This window comes from Methanoculleus sp. UBA413, from assembly GCF_002502935.1.
Taxonomy (GTDB): domain Archaea; phylum Halobacteriota; class Methanomicrobia; order Methanomicrobiales; family Methanoculleaceae; genus Methanoculleus; species Methanoculleus bourgensis.
On record NZ_DAQR01000015.1, the window covers coordinates 11,707 to 30,416 of the forward strand.

General features: G+C 57.8%; 22 protein-coding genes and 1 tRNA gene. 13 read left to right on the top strand and 10 right to left on the bottom strand.

What is annotated here, in order from left to right:
- The coding region (locus BP858_RS01340; RefSeq protein ID WP_286878624.1) for a 4Fe-4S dicluster domain-containing protein at positions 1-798 on the top strand (798 nt) is incomplete at its 5' end.
- A gap of 24 nt (positions 799-822) precedes the next feature.
- Here the strand turns inward: BP858_RS01340 and BP858_RS01345 are convergent.
- Positions 823-1,086 (bottom strand): hypothetical protein, encoded by a 264-nt coding sequence (locus BP858_RS01345; RefSeq protein WP_250317193.1) that lies wholly within the window; start codon positions 1,084-1,086, stop codon positions 823-825.
- A gap of 289 nt (positions 1,087-1,375) precedes the next feature.
- Between BP858_RS01345 and BP858_RS01350 the strand changes: the two genes are divergently transcribed.
- Positions 1,376-1,534: a hypothetical protein gene (locus BP858_RS01350; protein ID WP_333582848.1), complete on the top strand. Its 159-nt coding sequence runs from the start codon at positions 1,376-1,378 to the stop codon at positions 1,532-1,534.
- Positions 1,527-1,880 carry a DUF86 domain-containing protein gene (locus tag BP858_RS01355; protein WP_014868431.1) on the top strand — a complete coding sequence of 118 codons (354 nt, stop codon included), beginning with the start codon at positions 1,527-1,529 and terminating at the stop codon, positions 1,878-1,880. The genes BP858_RS01350 and BP858_RS01355 overlap by 8 nt, the downstream gene beginning before the upstream one ends.
- A 124-nt stretch (positions 1,881-2,004) precedes the next feature.
- On the opposite strand, the gene thiC is transcribed toward BP858_RS01355, so the two are convergent.
- A complete protein-coding gene (gene thiC, locus BP858_RS01360) occupies positions 2,005-3,243 on the bottom strand; it encodes a phosphomethylpyrimidine synthase ThiC (RefSeq protein ID WP_062266721.1) in 1,239 nt (412 codons plus the stop codon).
- A 192-nt stretch (positions 3,244-3,435) separates the two neighbouring features.
- Here thiC and BP858_RS01365 point away from each other — a divergent pair, with 192 nt between their 5' ends.
- Positions 3,436-3,630, top strand: coding sequence for a CxxC-x17-CxxC domain-containing protein (locus BP858_RS01365; protein WP_014868433.1), 195 nt, complete (start codon positions 3,436-3,438; stop codon positions 3,628-3,630).
- Positions 3,631-3,745: 115 nt separating this feature from the next.
- On the opposite strand, the gene BP858_RS01370 is transcribed toward BP858_RS01365, so the two are convergent.
- The 4 genes from BP858_RS01370 to BP858_RS01385 all read right to left on the bottom strand — a co-directional run bounded on the left by BP858_RS01370 (position 3,746) and on the right by BP858_RS01385 (position 6,230).
- On the bottom strand, positions 3,746-4,615 hold the full coding sequence (locus tag BP858_RS01370) for a P-loop NTPase (RefSeq protein ID WP_062266109.1): 870 nt from the start codon (positions 4,613-4,615) through the stop codon (positions 3,746-3,748).
- A complete protein-coding gene (locus BP858_RS01375; protein WP_062266113.1) occupies positions 4,612-5,454 on the bottom strand; it encodes an ATP-binding protein in 843 nt (280 codons plus the stop codon). The genes BP858_RS01370 and BP858_RS01375 overlap by 4 nt, the downstream gene beginning before the upstream one ends.
- Before the next feature lie 13 nt (positions 5,455-5,467).
- Positions 5,468-5,809, bottom strand: a complete 342-nt coding sequence (locus tag BP858_RS01380; RefSeq protein WP_062266115.1) for a NifB/NifX family molybdenum-iron cluster-binding protein — start codon at positions 5,807-5,809, stop codon at positions 5,468-5,470.
- Positions 5,810-5,873: 64 nt separating this feature from the next.
- Positions 5,874-6,230 (bottom strand): NifB/NifX family molybdenum-iron cluster-binding protein, encoded by a 357-nt coding sequence (locus BP858_RS01385; protein ID WP_062266119.1) that lies wholly within the window; start codon positions 6,228-6,230, stop codon positions 5,874-5,876.
- 165 nt (positions 6,231-6,395) lie between these two features.
- On the opposite strand from BP858_RS01385, the gene BP858_RS01390 reads away from it, so the two are divergent.
- From BP858_RS01390 to BP858_RS01415, 6 genes are all read left to right on the top strand, one after another.
- Positions 6,396-8,792, top strand: a complete 2,397-nt coding sequence (locus tag BP858_RS01390; protein WP_062266724.1) for a Lon protease family protein — start codon at positions 6,396-6,398, stop codon at positions 8,790-8,792.
- Positions 8,793-8,797: 5 nt separating this feature from the next.
- Positions 8,798-9,967 (top strand): cysteine desulfurase NifS, encoded by a 1,170-nt coding sequence (gene nifS, locus BP858_RS01395; protein WP_074176195.1) that lies wholly within the window; start codon positions 8,798-8,800, stop codon positions 9,965-9,967.
- Positions 9,968-9,969: 2 nt separating this feature from the next.
- Entirely contained in the window at positions 9,970-11,322 is a 1,353-nt protein-coding gene (locus BP858_RS01400; RefSeq protein WP_074176009.1) for a phosphomannomutase/phosphoglucomutase, read from the top strand.
- Between the two features lie 145 nt (positions 11,323-11,467).
- Positions 11,468-11,542 (top strand) — tRNA-Ile (locus BP858_RS01405).
- Between the two features lie 759 nt (positions 11,543-12,301).
- Positions 12,302-13,219 carry a DNA-methyltransferase gene (locus BP858_RS01410; RefSeq protein ID WP_286878631.1) on the top strand — a complete coding sequence of 306 codons (918 nt, stop codon included), beginning with the start codon at positions 12,302-12,304 and terminating at the stop codon, positions 13,217-13,219.
- Between the two features lie 39 nt (positions 13,220-13,258).
- Entirely contained in the window at positions 13,259-13,654 is a 396-nt protein-coding gene (locus tag BP858_RS01415; RefSeq protein ID WP_286878633.1) for a hypothetical protein, read from the top strand.
- A gap of 751 nt (positions 13,655-14,405) precedes the next feature.
- Here BP858_RS01415 and BP858_RS01420 read toward each other — a convergent pair.
- Positions 14,406-14,651 carry a hypothetical protein gene (locus tag BP858_RS01420; RefSeq protein WP_286878635.1) on the bottom strand — a complete coding sequence of 82 codons (246 nt, stop codon included), beginning with the start codon at positions 14,649-14,651 and terminating at the stop codon, positions 14,406-14,408.
- Positions 14,652-15,041: 390 nt separating this feature from the next.
- Between BP858_RS01420 and BP858_RS01425 the strand changes: the two genes are divergently transcribed.
- Positions 15,042-15,248: a hypothetical protein gene (locus BP858_RS01425; RefSeq protein ID WP_286878637.1), complete on the top strand. Its 207-nt coding sequence runs from the start codon at positions 15,042-15,044 to the stop codon at positions 15,246-15,248.
- Positions 15,241-16,221, top strand: coding sequence for an endonuclease NucS domain-containing protein (locus BP858_RS01430; RefSeq protein ID WP_286878639.1), 981 nt, complete (start codon positions 15,241-15,243; stop codon positions 16,219-16,221). The genes BP858_RS01425 and BP858_RS01430 overlap by 8 nt, the downstream gene beginning before the upstream one ends.
- Before the next feature lie 108 nt (positions 16,222-16,329).
- On the opposite strand, the gene BP858_RS01435 is transcribed toward BP858_RS01430, so the two are convergent.
- The gene (locus BP858_RS01435) at positions 16,330-16,815 is read right to left on the bottom strand and encodes a hypothetical protein (protein WP_286878640.1); all 486 of its coding nucleotides are present in this window, start codon (positions 16,813-16,815) and stop codon (positions 16,330-16,332) included.
- Between the two features lie 197 nt (positions 16,816-17,012).
- Here BP858_RS01435 and BP858_RS01440 point away from each other — a divergent pair, with 197 nt between their 5' ends.
- Positions 17,013-17,876 carry a class I SAM-dependent methyltransferase gene (locus BP858_RS01440; protein WP_286878642.1) on the top strand — a complete coding sequence of 288 codons (864 nt, stop codon included), beginning with the start codon at positions 17,013-17,015 and terminating at the stop codon, positions 17,874-17,876.
- Positions 17,877-17,917: 41 nt separating this feature from the next.
- Here BP858_RS01440 and BP858_RS01445 read toward each other — a convergent pair whose 3' ends face one another.
- Together BP858_RS01445 and BP858_RS01450 are read right to left on the bottom strand one after the other, a co-directional pair.
- Entirely contained in the window at positions 17,918-18,289 is a 372-nt protein-coding gene (locus BP858_RS01445; RefSeq protein ID WP_074176011.1) for a DUF134 domain-containing protein, read from the bottom strand.
- 65 nt (positions 18,290-18,354) lie between these two features.
- A complete protein-coding gene (locus tag BP858_RS01450) occupies positions 18,355-18,552 on the bottom strand; it encodes a DUF5320 domain-containing protein (RefSeq protein ID WP_074176012.1) in 198 nt (65 codons plus the stop codon).
- Between the last annotated feature and the right edge of the window lie 158 nt (positions 18,553-18,710).

Here is an 18,710-nt window from a genome sequence, read left to right on the forward strand (position 1 = left end):
AAGGTCGCCGTGCGGGGGCGGATACCCGCCGGCGTGATGACCGCATCGCAGATGGCGGCAGTGGCCCGGATTGCAGAGGAGTTCGGGAACGGGGAGGTCGCCATGACGGCCCGGCTCAACGTGGAGATCCCCTTCGTCGACCGCAGGGACGCTGAGGAGGTCGCGGAGAGGCTCCGGGAGGCGGGGATCGAGCCCGGGAGCACCGGGGCCACGCTCCGGTCGGTCGTCGCCTGCAAGGGCACGGTCTGCAGGCACGGGTGCTGCGACACGCAGGGGCTTGCCCGGGCCATCGAGGAGCGGTACGGGGGATGCGTTCTCCCGAGGAAACTGAAGATCTCGATCGCGGGGTGCCCGAACAACTGCGCAAGGGTCCAGCTCAATGATATCGGGATTGCGGGCCGGAGGTTCCCGGCGTTCCATGCCGGGGACTGCGAGGGCTGCGGGGCGTGCGAGAAGGTCTGCCGGGAGGGGGCGATCAGGGTCGCTGATGACAGAGTCAGCTTCTCAGGAGAGGACTGCGTCGGGTGCGGCGACTGTATCGCAGTCTGCCCGAAGGGGGCGATCGGCGTCGCGGCGGAGGGGCTGTGCCTCTCCATCGGCGGGAGGTCGGGCCGGGTTCTCCAGGTCGGGACTGAGGCAGAAGGGCTGGTCACCGAAGATGAGGTCCCGGGGATCGTCGGGAGGCTGCTCGACTACTTCAGGGAGAACGCACAACCGGGCGAGAGGCTCGGGGAACTGATGGGGCGGGTTGGAGAGGATAAGGTCTTTGCGGCCGCGGGGCTGAGACCGCGACGGTGAGCGGGATCTCCGATCAAGACCCCTTCACTGCAGGGGCACCTCCACCTTCTTCTTCTCACGATGCCCCCTCTCGTAGCGGTCCCAGTCCCCGCACTCGGTGAGAACCTCCCACCTCTGCTGGATACCCTCCTCCTCCAGCCGCACAATCCGGGCAGTCCCGCCGAAACTCTCCTCGACCTCAAAGAATTCCCGTGCTTTCTGCTCGTTGAACGGGCCATAGCGCTTGATGTCACCATTGTCGCCGAGAACCTCGACCCTGTACTTCAGACGGGAGATGTCCATCATCATTCACCAGTCCAGAGACTGGCCTGCAGATCTATAAACCTTGGGGATCCCTCATAGGCACAGCGTGGGGGAAACCAATAAACAATTCTTCCACCCACATACCATTCAAAGGAGGCGTTTGGAAGTGCCGCGAAGGCCCGAGGATATCCCCCCGCACTGGACCGTACGGTCAATCATTGTCGCTTTGAGGAAGGCAAAACCCTACCTTGAGCAAAGGTATCATGTCCGCGAGATCGGCATCTTCGGTTCCTACGCTTGAGGCGAGCAGGGTCCGGAGAGTGATCTGGACATCCTGGTCGATCTCGACAGACCCCTCGGGTGGGATGTCGTGGACCTCAAAGAGGACCTGGAAAGGATGCTCGGCGTCTCCGTGGACCTCGCCCTGAAGGGAGGGGTCGCCAGGCGACCGGGGCTTTTCCGTGCCATCGAGGAGGACGCGGTGTATGTCTAAGCGCGACGAAACCCTCCTCTTTGAAGATGTTCTGGAGGCCATCGGCCGCATCAGGGAATATACCAGAGGATACTCAAAGGAGGACTTCTTCCGGGACCAGAAAACCATCGATGCAGTGATACGTAACCTCGAGATCATCGGGGAGGCATGCGGACAGGTGCCCGGGCCGGTTCGGGAGAGGTACCCCCAAATCCCCTGGAGGAAAATTGTGGGAGTCAGAAATATTGTCATTCACCACAATTTCGGTGTCGACCTCGAGACAGTCTGGTTCATCATCACCCGGCAGCTCCCCGACCTCCAGTCCAGTCTTCGCGCAATCCTCGCCAGGAGAGAAACGGAAGATTAACTCCGGTCGCAAGTGGCAGGCAACGTTAATGGCCACTGCGCTTCCGGGACCAGCCTTCGCCGACCCCGGCACACAACGTGGAACTCGTTATCCGGCTGGAGGATGAGAACCGGGGATATCCCCTTTACCTCTGCTCCCTGAGCCACTTCATCATGGCCACCGCACAGAAATCGCCGCACATCGTGCACGGTCCCGGTTCGGGAGCGAGAGCCCGTGCGGTCTCAGGGTCGATGGCATGGACGACCTGCCCTTCCCAGTCGAGGCGGGAGCGGGAACGGGCGAGGGCGAGATCCTCGTCGTCCATGCCGTACTTGATCGAGTCGCCGATGTGGGCCGCGATCCGAAAGGCGATGAGCCCCGCCCTGACCTGGTCGGGGGTCGGGAGGCTGAGGTGCTCGGCCGGGGTGAGGTAGCAGAGGTAATCAGCGCCTGCGCCGCTCGCGATGCTTGCGCCGACACACCCGGCGATGTGGTCATACCCGACAGCGGTATCGGTTGGAAGGGGGCCGGCGACAAACAGCGGCGCAGGGGAGTGCTCCCGGTAACGCCGGAGGTAGACCGGGATCCGGTCGGCCCTGACATGGCCGCCGAGCCCCTCGACGATCGTCTGGACGCCATGTTCATGAGCGTAGGCAGCAAGCCGCGCGTTCTGGCGCATCTCCCCCTTCTGGGCCTCGTCCATCTCGTCGTGGATGCACCCGCTCCGCATCGTGTTGCCGAGGGAGAGGACGATATCATGCTCCCTGAGGATGGCGAGGACCTCGTCAAAGTGCTCGACGAAGGGGTTCTCGGCGTCGTGGGTGAGCATGTAGGCGGCGGTCATCGACCCACCCTTCGAGACAACCCCCATGATCCGCTCCCCGTCCCAGGCGGCGTCGATCATCTCCCTGCTGACGACATGGAGGACGAACGAGGAGACCCCCTCCTCGGCCTGGTGCCTGAGGGTGGCAAGGATATCCTCCGCGGTCATATCACCGACCCCGATCTCCGCAGCGGTCTGGTAGATCGGCACCGTGGTCACCGGGAGGGTGGTGGCGGCAAAGATATCCTGCCGGATCGCTGTGATGTCGCCCCCGGTTGAGAGGTCGGTGATGGTGTCAGCGCCGTGCAGCGCGGCGATCCTGGCCTTCTCGACCTCCTCTTCGGGGTGAACCCGGGAGGTTGAGGTCCCGAGGTTGACATTGACCTTCGTCCGCATACCGTGACCAATGCCGACCGAGCATCTTCCTCGTGTCATAATGACTGCTTCGCCGACGGCGACGGAGTAGCGGAGGTCTTCGGCCTCGATCCCTTCAGCTGCTGCGACCGCTTCCATCCGGGGGGTTATTGTTCCCTCCCGGGCCTCTTCGATCTGGGTCTTCATCTCCCTATACATTGAGCTGCAAACCAAAAAAAGACCGTGATGAGGGGATTGATGGGAGGTGCCGTCCTGCGCCCGATAACCCTCAGGGCCCGCCCCCCAGGAGCAGGAGCAACCCCGGAACACCCACATCCCCGCGGGTGAATCATCTTATATACTATACCCCCGTAACTCTACAGGCAGTGTTCTATCTGCATGAGCAATCCAATGGATTATAACAGAGGCAACAGAAATTTCGGCGGTTCGAGGAGTTACGGCGGGCCCCGTGAAATGACGAAGACTATTTGTTCGGACTGCGGAAAAGAGTGCGAAGTGCCCTTCAAGCCGACCGAAGGCAGACCTGTTTACTGTCAGGACTGCCTCCCCAAACACAGAAAACCCCGGTTCTAAACCGATAAAAACCCTTTTTTCGCGAAAACGGGCACGATGCCCTCCCGCCGGGACTCCCGGTAATCACGATTCGTCTTCCCGGAGCGGAGCGGTTTAAGAGCACGGGGGCGCGGGCTCAGATGAGCCCGAGCCCGGAGAAGAGGCTCTCCCGGATCTCCCGGAGCGCCTCCGCGGCCGGAGAATCGCCCCGGGTCACAGGCCGCCCCTCCCGGACTGCCGCAACAACCGCCGGGTCGAACGGGATCTTTCCTGCCACGGTGAGGTTCTCCTTCGCGCAGTAGTCCTCGATCTCTCTGCAGATATCCTCCGCAAGGTCAAACCGGTTGATCACGACAAATATCCGGACACCGAACCGCCGGCAGACCGTCACCAGTCGCGCGAGGTCATGGAGCGCCGAGATGCCCGGTTCCGTCACGACGAGGACCGCATGCATCCCGCTGACCGTCGCGATCAGCGGGCAGCCGATCCCCGGGGGGCCGTCGGCAAGCATCAGGTCGGCACCCTCCGAGAGGGCCACGGCCCGTTTCTTCACCTCGGTGACGAGCAGCCCAGAGTTCCCGGAACCTGGGAAGAGCCGGGCATGGGCAAGATTCCCACGATCAGTCACCGAGGTGTAGATCTCTCCGCAGACGTGCGGCTCCATCCGGACCGCCCCCATGGGACAGACGTAGGCACAGACACCGCAGCCCTCGCAGTGGAGGGGCTCCACCGTCCAGGCATCGTCCCGTCGAACGATCGCCCCGAACCGGCAGCGGTCCGCGCAGATCCCGCAGTCGCGGCAGAGGTCCGGATCGATCCGGGCCACCTCCATCCCACGGAACTCCTCAGTGGTGAGCCGCCGGGGCGCGAGGAGGAGAGCCAGGTTTGCGGCGTCCACGTCGCAGTCGGCAAGGACCTGCGGCACCCCGCTGATATCGGCGAGCGCCGCCGCCACCATCGTCTTCCCGGTGCCGCCCTTGCCGCTCACGACCGCGAGCCGGATCATGGGCTCACCCCCGGAACCGCTTCGAAGAGACCGGAGAACCGCTCCTCCCACCCGGGGAGGAGCGCGGCGATGAGCCCGCCCCGGTTCTGGACGGCGGCGATCTCCCGGGAGAACGGGATGGTCATCAGAACCGGAAGCCCATGTTCCCGGCAGAACGCAACAGTCGCCTCGTCCTGCCCGTCGCTCCGGTTGATCACGACGCCGGCACTGATGCCGAGCGTCTCAGCCACCTCCACCGCAAGACGGAGATCGTGCAGCCCGAACGGTGTCGACTCCGTGACCAGGATACAGGCATCGCTCCCCTCGAGGGTCTCGATGACCGGGCAGGCGATCCCGGGGGAGGCGTCGTAGAGGGTGAGCGGGTGCCCCTCCGCGAGCGTCTTTGCCGCCCTGATGACCGCCGGGGCCTGCACCTCACCCTCGTTCAGGATCCCGCTGATCAGGGTGAGGCGGGGCAGCGGGCGGGAACAGGTGACCCGGCCGATGGTGCGCGGGACTTCCCGGACAGCCCCCTGCGGGCAGACGAGGGTACACCCGCCGCAGGAGTGGCAGAGGTGCGGGAAGGTGAGGACACTGTCCTTCAGCACCGCAAGCGCCCCGAACCGGCAGAACTTCCCGCATTCTCCGCAGAGAGTGCAGCGCTCGGCGTCGATCTCCGGGACCGGGGTCGTCACCGGCATCTCCGTCGCCGGGGCCGGGAAGAAGAGGTGGAGGTTCGGCTCCTCGACGTCGCAGTCGACGAGCGCGACGTCCCTGGAGCGGGCGAGCGCCCAGGCGAGGTTTGCCGCCACCGTGCTCTTCCCGGTGCCGCCCTTGCCGCTTGCAATAGCGATTCTCATGCCGGACCCCGCTTCAGGCGAGGGGGATCGGCTGCAGGTTCCCGGCGGTATACGCCGCGAGGGCATCGGCAACGCTGCCGCTCCCGCGGTAGGCATAAACCTTAATCCCGCCCGCCTCAAGCGCACGGGCGGCGTTTCCACCAACCTGCCCGGTGATGAGGACCGTTGCGCCATGCTCCGAGAGCATCTGGACCGCCCGGGGCCCGACCCCGCCGGCAGCATCAATGAGGGGATTCTCAACCGATTCAGACTTCCCCGTCTCCGTATCGACGAAGACAAAGTAAGGTGCCCGGGCGAACCGCTGTTCGGCCGGGGCGTCCGTGCCAGAGGCACGTGCTGTGATGCAGACTATCATACTGATACACTCCACTCGGAATTATTACTCATATGGGCATAATCCTATGGGTAGATGCACCCGCTCAATGCCCGCCGCACTCCCCGCCGTCTTCGTGGTGGCAGGAACTCTCACCCGGCGAGAGGCGGCCGGCAATATAGTCCTGTGCTACATAATCAACATTCCCACTGATACCGAGGAGCACCTCAATCCCGTTCTGATGGAAGAGGTCGACGGCCCGCGGCCCCATCCCACCGGCGATGATCAGGTCGATCTTGTGCTCCGCAAGGAAGACCGGGAGACGTCCGGGTTCGTGGCCGGGGTTCGGGAGGTCGTCTCTCCGGTAGATGATCGAACCCTCGACATCAAAGATCGCATACCCTTCGCAGTGCCCGAAGTGCCCGGACACCTGGTTTCCGTCCTGTGCAATTGCAATTCTCATAGGGACACCTGTTTCTCGCGGCCTTATGCAGGGTAGACCGCACGCAAACATACTACACATAAGCGCGAATTGGGTTAAAACCATCCATCATGACACCCGGGGTACCTTTTTTAAGGCGGGCGACACCCTGCGGTATACCTGCGACCAGGAGCTGTGGTGAAACTGATGATTCAGCCTTTGGATATCAGGAAGTACCGGAACGTCTACGAGCCGGAAAAGGTGCAGTGCGCCAGCACCGAAGAGATGCGGCCGATGGAGGAGATCATAGGTCAGGAACGGGCGCTCCGGGCGTTGCGGTTCGGCCTTGAGATCCGTGAATCGGGGTTCAACGTCTACACCGCGGGCGCCCAGGGCACCGGGCGGATGACCGCCGTCCGGAGTTTCCTTGACGAGCTCGCGAAGGCCAAACCCCGGGCGAGCGACTGGGTCTATGTCCACAATTTCGAGAACCAGTACGAACCAGACGCCATCGCCCTCCCGGCGGGGAGGGGCGTCCGGTTCAGAGAGGATATGAAACGGTTCATCGAAGAGGCACGTCGGGCGCTCCCGAGAGCGTTTGAGAGCGAAGAGTACGCCAAACGCCGTGACGAGACCCTCAAGACACTCCAGGGGCGAAGGACCGATCTTGTCGCCCGGATCAACCAGCGCGCCCAGGAACAAGGTTTCGTCATCCAGATGAGCCCCATCGGCCTCCTGACCATCCCGGTCATCAACGGAAGACCAATCCCCGAGGAGGAGTTCATCAGTCTTCCCGATGAGATGCGGGCTGAGGTCCAGCGGCGGCGGGACGCCCTCAACACCGAACTTCGGAGCGTGCTCCGGCAGGTGCAGGACATCGAGCGCCAGGGTGCCGAGGCGGTCAGGGACCTGAACCACGACATCGCCCTCTACGCGATAGGAAACCTCGTCGCCGAACTCAAGGAGAATTACGCCGGCGTCCCGGAGATCCCGGAGTACATCGACGCCGTCCAGAACGACATCCTCGAGAACCTCCAGACCTTCCTTGGGGTCGCCGAGCAGCCGGAGGTTCCGCCCCAGTTCCAGGCCTTTATCCGGGAACTCCCGTTCCGGAAGTACGACGTGAACGTCGTCGTGGACAACGCCGACATCAAAGGGGCCCCGGTGATCGTCGAGCAGAACCCCACCTTCCAAAACCTCCTCGGGAAGATCGAGAAAGAGGTCCAGTTCGGGATCTTCACGACCGATTTCACGATGATCAGGCCGGGATCGCTGCATATGGCCAACGGAGGCTACCTCGTCCTCAGCGTCGAAGATCTCCTGCGAAACCCCTTCTCCTGGGACGGGCTCAAGACGGCCTTGAAGACCGGGAAAGCCGTCATCGAGGAACCGGGAGAGCGGATGGGGTTCGTCACGGCAAAGACCATCAAGCCCGAGGCCATCGCCCTCGATATCAAGGTGACCCTCATCGGGACACCGATGCTCTACCAGCTCCTCTACCGGCTGGACCCCGACTTCAAGGAGCTCTTCAAGGTCAAGGCCGACTTTGATATCGTGATGGAGAGGAACAACGAGAATGCCGGGAAGTACGCCGACTTCATGTGCAACCTCATCAGGGAGGAAAACCTCCGGCACCTCGACCGGGACGCGATCGCCCGGGTGATCGAGTATGGGTCAAGGCTCGCCGAGGATCAGCAGAAACTCTCGACCCGGTTCGCCGCCATTGCAGACCTCATCAGGGAGGCGAACTTCTACGCTGTGCAGGAAGGGGCGGAGCAGATCGCGAAGCAACATGTCACGAAGGCGATCGAGGAGAAGATCTACCGCTCGAACCTGATCCAGCAAAAGATCGAGGAGTACATCAGGCGGGGGATCTTCCTCATCGAGGCCGAGGGGGAGAAGGTCGGCCAGGTGAACGGCCTCTCGGTTATTGGTCTTGGTGACTTCGCCTTCGGCCGGCCGTCGAAGGTGACCGCGAGCATCGGGGTCGGGCGCGAGGGGATCGTGGATATCGAGCGGGAGGCGGCGCTCGGCGGGCCGATCCACACAAAAGGTGTCCTGATCATCAACGGCTACCTCAACAACAACTACGCGCGCGACAAACCGCTCTCCCTCTCAGCGAGGCTCGTCTTCGAGCAGAGTTACGAGGGGATCGAGGGCGATTCCGCGTCGAGCACCGAACTCTACGCCCTCCTCTCGGCGCTCTCGGGTCTCCCCTTAAAACAGTACCTCGCCGTCACCGGCTCGGTGAACCAGAAGGGCGAGGTCCAGGCGATCGGGGGCGTCAACGAGAAACTGGAGGGATTCTATGAGGTCTGCAAGGCGAAAGGGCTCAACGGCAACCAGGGAGTGCTGATACCGGCAAGCAACGTCCAGAACCTGATGCTCAAGGAGGAGGTCGTCGAGGCCGCGAAGGCCGGGAAGTTCCGGATCTACCCGGTGCGGACGATCGATGAGGGGATCGAGATCCTCACTGGTGTCCCGGCGGGCACTCGCCGGGAAGATGGGACCTACGAGGAGGGGACGGTGAACTACCTTGTGGACCGGCGCCTTGGCGAGATGGCGGAGACGATGCGCGGATTCCAGCCGACGATGGTGAAGTGACCGGGATGGAGCAGAGGCGAACGGTCTACATGGACCATGCGGCGACGACGCCGGTGCGGCCGGAGGTCGTCGAGGCGATGCTCCCCTACTTCTCGGAACGGTTCGGGAACCCCTCCTCGCTCTACGCCCTCGCCCGTGAGGCGAAGGAGGCGGTGGAAGAGGCCAGGGGGCGGGTGGCGGCGGCGATCGGGGGCCGGCCGGAGGAGGTCTTCTTCACCTCGGGCGGCACGGAGTCCGACAACTGGGCTGTCAAGGGGGTGGCAGCGGCCCTCCGGAAGCGCGGGGACCACATCATCACCTCTGCAATCGAGCACCACGCCGTCCTCCACCCCTGCGAGGTGCTCGAGAAGCAGGGCTACCGGGTCACCTACCTGCCCGTCGACGAGTTCGGGCGCGTGAACCCGGGCGCCGTCGAGGATGCCGTCACCGACCGGACCATCCTCGTCTCGGTGATGGCAGCGAACAACGAGATCGGGACCGTCCAGCCAGTCGCAGAGATCGGCCGGATCGCGCACGACCACGGCGTCCTCTTCCACACCGACGCCGTGCAGGCGATCGGGGCCTTCCCGGTGGACGTGGATGCGATGGGAGCCGACCTCCTCGCGCTCTCGGCCCACAAGTTCGGCGGCCCCAAGGGGATCGGAGCGCTCTACATCAGGCGGGGGACCAGGATCGCGACGTTCATGGACGGCGGGGCGCAGGAGCGGGGCCGACGGGCCGGGACCGAGAACGTTCCCGGGATCGTGGGGCTCGGCCGGGCGATCGAACTCGCGGTTGGTGAGATGCCCCGGAGTTCTGCCAGGATCGCCACGATGCGGGATCGAATGATCCGGGGGATCCTCGATGCTATCCCGGATACCAGGCTCAATGGCCACCCGACCGAGCGGCTCCCGAACAACGTGAACGTCGCGTTCCGCTACGTCGAGGGGGAATCGATCCTTCTCCTGCTCGACAGCCTCGGGATTGCCGCCTCCACCGGGAGCGCCTGCACCTCGGCGTCACTTGAACCCTCGCACGTCCTCACCGCCTGCGGTCTCCCGCCCGAGCACGCCCACGGGTCGCTCCGGCTCACCCTGGGGCCGGGGAACACCGAAGACGACGCCGACTACGTCCTCTCGGTCCTTCCCGGGGTCATCGAGCGCCTGCGGCAGATGTCGCCGCTTGGGGGGCGGTGAGGATGGCAGGCATCTTCAAGGCATATGATATCAGGGGGCGTTACCCGGACGAACTGAGCGAGGCGACGGCACGGAACATCGGCAACGCGTTCGTCCGTCTCCTCGGGGCGGAGCGGATCGTCGTCGGGCGGGATATGCGGCTCTCGTCGGCGTCACTTGCCGGTGCGTTCGCCGAAGGCGCGGTTGAGGCCGGGGCGGATGTCGCTGACGCCGGAGAGGTGAGCACGCCGCTCCTCAACTATGCCATCATCATGGGGGAGTTCGACGGCGGGGCGATGGTGACGGCCTCCCACCTCCCGGGGGAGATGAACGGGCTCAAACTTGCGGGCAGGGATGCAGTCCCCCTCTCCGGCGACCGGGGGCTGCCGCTCCTCGAGACGATGACCGGGGAGGAGCCGGTGGCGAGGTGGCCAGCCGCCGGAATCCACTATCGGGTCGATATGCTCGATGACTACATTGGAAAGGTGGCCGGGTTTGTCCGGGCGCCAAAACCGATCAGGATCGTGGTGGACGCGGGAAACGGTATGGCCGGACCGGAGATACCTCGCCTCTTTGCGCGGGTCCCGGCATGGCGGCTGATACCGATGTACCTCGAGCCCGACGGGAGGTTCCCCCACCACCACGCTAACCCGCTCGACCCCGCGACCACCCGCGAGCTCCAGGACCGGGTCGTGGCGGAGGGCGCGGACTTCGGGGTCGCGTTCGACGGCGATGCGGACCGGTGCGGGTTCATCGATGAGCGGGGCGAGCGGGTCAGGGAGGACCTGGTGACCGGGCTCATCGCGGAGTTCCTGCTTGAAGGGAACCCGGGAGCGACCGTCCTCTACGACCTGCGATCGAGCCGGGCCGTGGTGGAGGCGATCGCCCAGGCCGGAGGGCGTGGTGTCCGGTCCCGGGTGGGCCATGCCTTCATCAAGACCAGGATGCGAGAGGAGGACGCGGTATTCGCCGGGGAACTCTCCGGGCACTACTACTACCGGGATATGGGGTTTACGGATAACGGGCTCCTCACGCTGGTCCAGGTGGCAAACATCATCGCGGCCAGGGGCCGGCCCCTCTCCGAGCTCGTCAGGCCGCTGGACCGCTACCCCTCGACCGGGGAGATCAACCTCCGGGTGCGCGAACCCGATATCGTGCTTGCGGCGCTTGCGGCGCGCTACGGGGACGCTGACCTCGACTACCTGGACGGGCTGACGGTGGGCTATCCGGCGTGGTGGTTCAACATCCGTCGTTCCCACACCGAGCCGGTGGTGCGGTTGAACCTCGAAGCGGATACAGCGAGCCTGGTGGACGAGAAGCGGCAGGAGGTGCTCGGCGTCATCCGGGAGGCCGACCCGGGCGCGAAGGTGGTGTAGTCCGGCGCAGAAGGCCGCTGATCGGCCCGCACAACGTATTTATCGTAAAAGGGAGATGTTTATATGCACCGGAGATCCCCGGGATCCGGGAAAACGCAGCAATACGCGGCGCTTCCATATCCCTGGTACTTAAGCGGTTGTTTTGGGGCCCGTAGCTTAGTCCGGTCAGAGCGCCCGGCTCATAACCGGGCGGTCGTGGGTTCAAATCCCTCCGGGCCCACTGATTTTGAGCCTCTTTTGATGAAACGAGGAGATAAACGGGGTCAACGTGGGAAAACAACGCGGAGACTGCCTTATCCATCAATCGAGAAGCGTTAACGCCGCTATTCTTTATCCGATCATAGATATTTGGATCTAATGTTACCTGAAGTTTTCTCTTAATTCGCTTGGGAATTGGACATTTTGACGAGCGCGCCGTTTTACTCATTTCTTTTCTCCTGTCCGTACATGTCCGTATGTGTCCGTACACTTTCGGTATGCCTAAGAGTCTGTGCGGGGGTCTAGGCCCGAGGGGGTATTGCCTAGGCGCGGAAGCAATAGAGGAAACATCACACAAAGGAGAGCGAATGACCGCTGAACTCTTGGTTGTTGGTGAGTATTCACCGAAGCAGAAAGAGATCGTGCTTGAGGCGGTAGCGAAAGGCTGCAAACCAGAAAAATCTGTGTGAATGGCCGAATTTCAGTGTGTGCCATCTTGCTCCCTTCAAGAATATCTTTATTTTTATAATATTTGAATATCGCAAGAACTAATATGCGATAGACCTACGAGTTGGTCAACGAGTTGGGGATTATATGAGCGCAACCAAAGTGAAAAGCACAAAGATATGTAGGATTCGCAATGAAAGCAACGCATTAAGGACAACTTTACCAAAAGAGTTATGCGAATACTTTGGCCTACGAGCGGGGAGTTCGGTAACTTGGATTTTTGATCCCTGCAATAAAGATCTTAAGGCTAGTGTAATTCCCTCCAGAAGAAACGATGGGGGTGGAGAGGGTGACTTTTAATTTCGAGTACAACCGGATATATGACGTTGATTGCATTGATGGATTATCCTACATGAATCCGCAAGAGGTGGACGTTATCGTTACCTCACCCCCGTATAACTTAGGAATTGATTACAACCAGTATGATGACAATCGGCCACGTGATGCTTATTTAGATTGGATAGAGCAAGTCGCTATTCTATGTAAAAAGGTCCTAAAAGATGATGGATCGTTCTTTCTAAATGTCGGAGGCTCATTAAAAGATCCTTGGATTCCTCTTGATATTGCCCAAACGATTCGTAAACATTTCGTATTGCAAAATACAATACATTGGATAAAATCTATCGCAATTTCACATGAAGATATTGGACAGTCTTCGAATATCTCTGAAGATATTGCTGTTGGACATTATAAGCCAATTAACAGTTTAAGGTTCCACCACGATTGTCATGAATATATCTTTCATTTTACCAAAAAGGGAGATGTCGGTCTCGATAAAACAGCGATAGGAGTCCCATATCAAGATAAAGCAAACATTCGAAGATGGAAGTCTGCAAATAAAACCGATTCACGTGACCGGGGTAACACATGGTTTATTCCGTATGAAACCATCCGGGAATCTAGACCGCACCCCGCAGTATTCCCTACTAAATTACCTGAAATGTGCATAAAGGATCATGGAGTTGCAAAGACAGATCTTGTTCTTGATCCATTTATGGGAATTGGGTCAACCGCTGTAGCCTGTGTGAAACTCGGCGTTAATTACATTGGATTTGAAATTGATAGTGAATATGCGAATATTGCTGAAGAAAGAGTTTTGTTAGAAAAGGAGAGGCTCACATTTGTTGATCCCAAAATTAAGCACGCAGTGGGATTGAAGAACTATGAGTTAGGCTCATTCATCAAAATATGATCCGAAACACATAAAATACCCTTGGGATTACTACTCTCTATGCCGTTCATCGCTCGTGCTCAAAGCTTTCTAGTGGATCAAGGGCCGCTTTCGAATCATAAAAAAAACCCGGAAATGGTTGAAACGGTCAGATTCATGCTCGAACATGCAGTTGGAGTAGACCATGCAATCGCTACACAAAGAATTGTGGACCATTTGCAAGAGAACGGTTACGATATCCGTAACAAGGAAGATTGGCAGATCACTGTACTCGGCCCTCTTCGGGAAAACGGTATTATTATCGGTTCGAAGAGATCTAAAGGCATGTTCCTAATCAGTTCGGAGTTCGACGCTAGGATTGTAGTAAGTCAGATGCAAGAGAGGATATCGAAAGAGTCTGAAAGACTGCAATTGTTAATAGATATGGTTTCAGAAGTGGGCTGGAGCCCCAACTAATTCTAGATTCAGTTTTCAATCCCCAGTTAAGAATCTCTGCCCCCCAATAACTACCCCCTTTTCTTCTCAGTTTTTCCTAACGGTTCTCTTCACCTATGTGTTGCTACCTCCCTTTCTGTTCTGTTCTCCAGTTTCCTCCTATGGTTTCTCTTGACACAGTACTTCGCTAAAATGTTTGAGCCCGTCCTCAGGAGGGCAAACCATCGATTTCCCTTCGCGCTCTTCGCGTCTTCGCGTGAGATTTCAGCACGAGGGGATAGAGCCTCACGCGAAGCCGCGAAGCCGCGAAATCCAGTTTCCGGGCGCTGAGAACTCACGTTGAGGCGTCACGTGAGGCCGCATCATTCGATGTCGGCTGTCAGAATTAGCGAAGTACTGTGACAGAATCGTCGTCTATCTCGCCTGCGGAAACGGATGGGAGGTTAAAACGGTCAGAATAGGAAATAAGGGGAAATGGCCATCTTGCGAGCAATTCAAAGTTAGGATGAAGAACAAATTGAAGACTGACGAAAAATGACAGGCTACTCATCTACTGACGGCAACATCTCCAGGGAAAAAGAGGAGAGCCGGAGAAGAAGAGGAATCCCAGAAGGAAATACGCCTAAGGAGTAAAAATTTCAAATTTTAGGGGAGCAGGATGCAAACGGCACCCCTAGACAAAAGAGCATTCAGCACTCGGCACGGTACCGATGTTCTCCTAAAACATCGGGAGAAATCGGGAGAAAACACAGGAGAAAAAGGAGAACGGCCCTCAGACAAATGTTGACTGAACACGTTTTCGCCCTGTTTTCTCCATCTTCTCAGAGTGGATATGTTTAAGGAGAATCGATGCCGGTTCATAGGTGCGCTCCTCCAACCGGAGGAGTTCTGCGTCAGTAGGGATGAGACGGCCCAAAAATGCCAGGATGAGGATGGATTGCCGCATTATTTCAGTCTCCGTGCGTGCCGCCCCGACTTCGGCTTCGATCCGGTCGGCAAGAGAAAAGAGCGTAATCATGGGCAGCCGATCCCGTGCTGTTCTGAAAGAGTGGAACACATATTCAAAACAATGACTCTTATCCACATGTGGATTGTTGTTGCAGAGGTTGTATTTCAGATATTATCTAATTGTTAGACCGCATTGGAGTATGTGAAAAAGGATCAAGATACCTGTCTGTATACATCAAGAACGGCTGAAAGGAGGTTCATTCTTCGGTTAAATCCCAATATCAACTGTCTCGAAGATTTTTGAGACGTTTCCAGACTGATACATCACCGTTGTTACGTACGCCTTCCTGCCTTGGCATAGCCTGCTTTCCAGTTGTCTAACAAGAATGAAAGAGGAGGGCAATCACACCTGAAGAGCACTTGATAGAAGATAAATAATATCTGTGCGAGAGAACTATCCATGGATATCGACGCTAAGGAAGATGAGGAAGTAATATTTCAACTCATCTCACATCTTGAAGCCACTGGTGGTTTCGATACTATCACCTCCAAAGAAGAAAGAAGGGAAATAGCCGAATTTATGGTTAAGGTGATTCGTAAGGATCGAAAAGATATAATGAGCGAGAGAATGATTGCTGAATACGAAGCCAGTGACATGTATGAATAAGCGAGAGTTATATTCAGCAACCTTTGAACGGTTAACAGCCCTGCAATCCTATAAGTTGATCACGATAAGGAAACAAAAATTGAGAGTGACTGAAAGAGGGTTTAACTTCTTAAAACACGACAATAAACGATACTACCTTGGAAAGATACTCATAACAGATAAATATCAGCGTACAAAACATCCTGACGTATTTCTTGCTTGTTTTAAAGAGTTGCTTTCATTATCTGAAGAGAAGAGAGCAAGGGTACGGAGGGTGCTGTTATCGGGAAGGGATTACGACTATGACGAATTATCCGATGAAGAGTACGCTTCTTTTCGATCGTTCATCGAAAGGGTTCATACTAGATGCAACAATGAAAAGACAATAGATATCGTTGGACAAGTTTGCGGTCTGGCTTTGAGAAACACAATCGTCGGGACCATTTCACCTATCGATTTACCCGTGAACGAGCTATCGAGGATCATTAATGAGTTCGATAAGTTCGAGGAACAGGTTACAACACACGACACGATTGACACAAATATTGGTATAGATTCCAATTTCAGAACCGACACAGATAGGGTGAAAACCTTCGTCATCAATAACATGTTGGAGTTGCATCTAGAAGACGTCATTCGGAGAAATTTCGAGAATATGTTCCCCGATCTCGAAATTATTGATGGAAATCAACATTATCGTACCAAATGTGGCACATATATTGACATTTTCTGTAAACATAAGCAAGAGGATAGTTACGTTATTCTTGAGTTAAAACGAGATAAGTCACCCTCTAGTGCATTAATGCAACTTTTAGACTACATGAATCAAATTATGGAGGAGTTTAAGACGCATAGCGTAAAGGGAATTCTCATATGTAGGGATTTAGATAGGCGCACGAAATCGGCGTTAGATGCAATTCGCAATAAATTACCTGAAGCCAATGATGTCTCGGCAATCGAGTTCAACTTAAAAATGGATTACCGTCAGATCTGATTGAACCCGTCTGAAACCGGTCAAGAAGCCCTTCCGCCTTACCTTGACACCACTGACATCTCACTTTATCCCGCACCAAGTGGTATATTACCATATTGGGTATCTCCCTCAACGATCCCAACTACCCAAAGGATTCATCCTAGGGGAAAAGGGGCCGGGGTTATTTCTTCTTCGTCTTCTTCTTGATCTTCCTGATTTAGCGTTCTGCGCTACGTTATACGCTCTAACGGTTTTATAGGTGATACGGGCGGTTCTCTCTGAGATTTCGGCGTTCTCTCCCTGTCCTTCTATGGTTTGGGAGATGATATCCCCGAAACTCAGGAAATACTTAATAGCCGTAAACGCTCCTTTACCGGTCTTATCGTTCTTAGATAGCGGTTTTACAGGCTTTTTGCGTTTTATTCCATGTGTGATGTAATCGATTGCATCATCGAGATTTATCACATAGAACTTATCTCCTGCCTCCGTTTTGCCTGTAGAGCCTGCAGCATCCCCGAAACTTTCCCCCGTTTCTAAATCCTCGTAAATATCGCCCCGTTTGTCAATTCCCCCCGTCAGAGCGCCCGGCTCATAACCGGGCGGTCGTGGGTTCAAATCCCTCCGGGCCCACCATTATTCCTTAAAAAGTTATAATAAAAGGCCATATTCGAGTTTTAGCACTCACGATGAGAGGTACCTGGATCCGGCCCGCCTCCCACGCGCCCACCGTTTGTGACATATGGTTAACAAATGCTGAAAAATTATGTCACATCGTTAATATTTATCCGCTCATTCGGGAAGAGTATTCTATCATGATCACAAAGAAGCGCAACCTGAAGTATAGAATCAACTGGAGAGATGCGAGGGAAGCCATCCTGCGCGAGCGGATCTGCGGACCAAAACTGCGGTTTGACCCCGACATAACGACAAAAGCTGCCTCTGATTTTTCAAAACGGATTCAAGAGGGCGAATACGAGTACGGCAGAAAGACCGCAGAAATCTTCTCAAACTTCCTCAATCCATCCTCGGAGGTGCTTGAGATCGGACCTGGACCGGGGACGGTCACCGTTCCGCTCTCAAAGCGGGTCAAAAAGATCACCGCCGTTGACCTCTCGCTCCGAAACATTGCCCACCTCGAGGAGAATCTGCGTGAAGAATCCTGTGACAACGTCGAGGTGATCCATACAAACTGGCTTCGTACTGATGACGAGGCGCTTCGGGACCGCTACGACCTGGTCTTCTGTTCGCACTTTCTCTGGATGATCCCGGACCTTGAAGAACACCTGAAGAAGATGGAGAACGCCTCCAGGAGATACTGTGCCATCGTGCAGCCAGCCGGGAGGGGCGATCTCGTCAAGGAAGTCTATTCCCGGATCACCGGCAGGGAGTATGGCGGCGAATTCGAACCCGACGGCGACTATTTCGCCTACGTCATTCTCAGGGAATGGGGCAGGCTGCTCGACGTCACACATTTCTCGTTCACCAATACGATGACCCTGGAGGAGAAAGTCCGCTCGACGGCGTCCTTCATCGGCCGGTTCGTCGAGGTCGATGAGGGCGTGGCTGAACGCATCCGCGACCTGATCCTCCCGCACGCCGATGAGGACGGTAGGTTTGTCGAGACAAACAATGTGGTGGTCATGTGGTGGGAGGTGGCTTCACCCACCTCCAGTTAAAATGGGTGGTTGTGCCTGGCGGGCGGGTCGGCACAACTCAATTACAGGGAGGAGTCGCCCTCATCTTCCGGGCAGCCCTCCTCCCGCTCGCGGCCGCACCCGGCGATCCGGATCATCTTCCCGTGCACCAGGGCGTCGGCGACCTTCCCCCGCGCTTCATGGAGGTCGCGCCAGAGGGTCTTTCTGGAGACCCCAAGGGCGCGGGCGGCCGCTTCCTGTTCGAGCCCCGCAAGATCGACGAGCCGGAGGGCCTCGACCTCCTCGGGAAGGAGGTCGACAACCGCGCCGGGCCTCCCGCAGAGGGGGCCAAAACAGCGGAAGGCCGCGCCTTCCCTGATCCTCCGGCGGACCCGTGGTCGTCCTCGCCCCCGCCCGTGGCGGCCACAGCCTCCCCCGGGCTCTTTCTCGTTCATTCCAGCACCATCTCCTGATTGAGAGATCCGCTCCCCATGAAGATAGTGCCTTCGATCCGGTGGGGTTACCACCGGCGCCGTGCCCGACCGCCACGGAAGCCGCGGCCGCATCCCCACGGGATACCGCCCCGGCCGACACCGCGGAGCACCGGTGCGGCGCCTTCTTCCGTCGCCGCCGGTGTCCCGGGCAGGACGCACCGGCCCCGGCGGCCGCCCGTCAGGGGGCCACGGCCGGATGGTCCGGTTCCATCAAAACCTGGCATAGTGTATCACCTCAATTAGTACACATATGCGCAAAATTATTTAAATGTTTTGGTTGTTTGTTTTCACGGCTCCGGTAAAAGACAGTGTCCACGGTCCGGCCCGAAGGATATGCAGACCTGGAACCGGGCCGGTGGTCTAGTGGAGCATTTCACCTTAT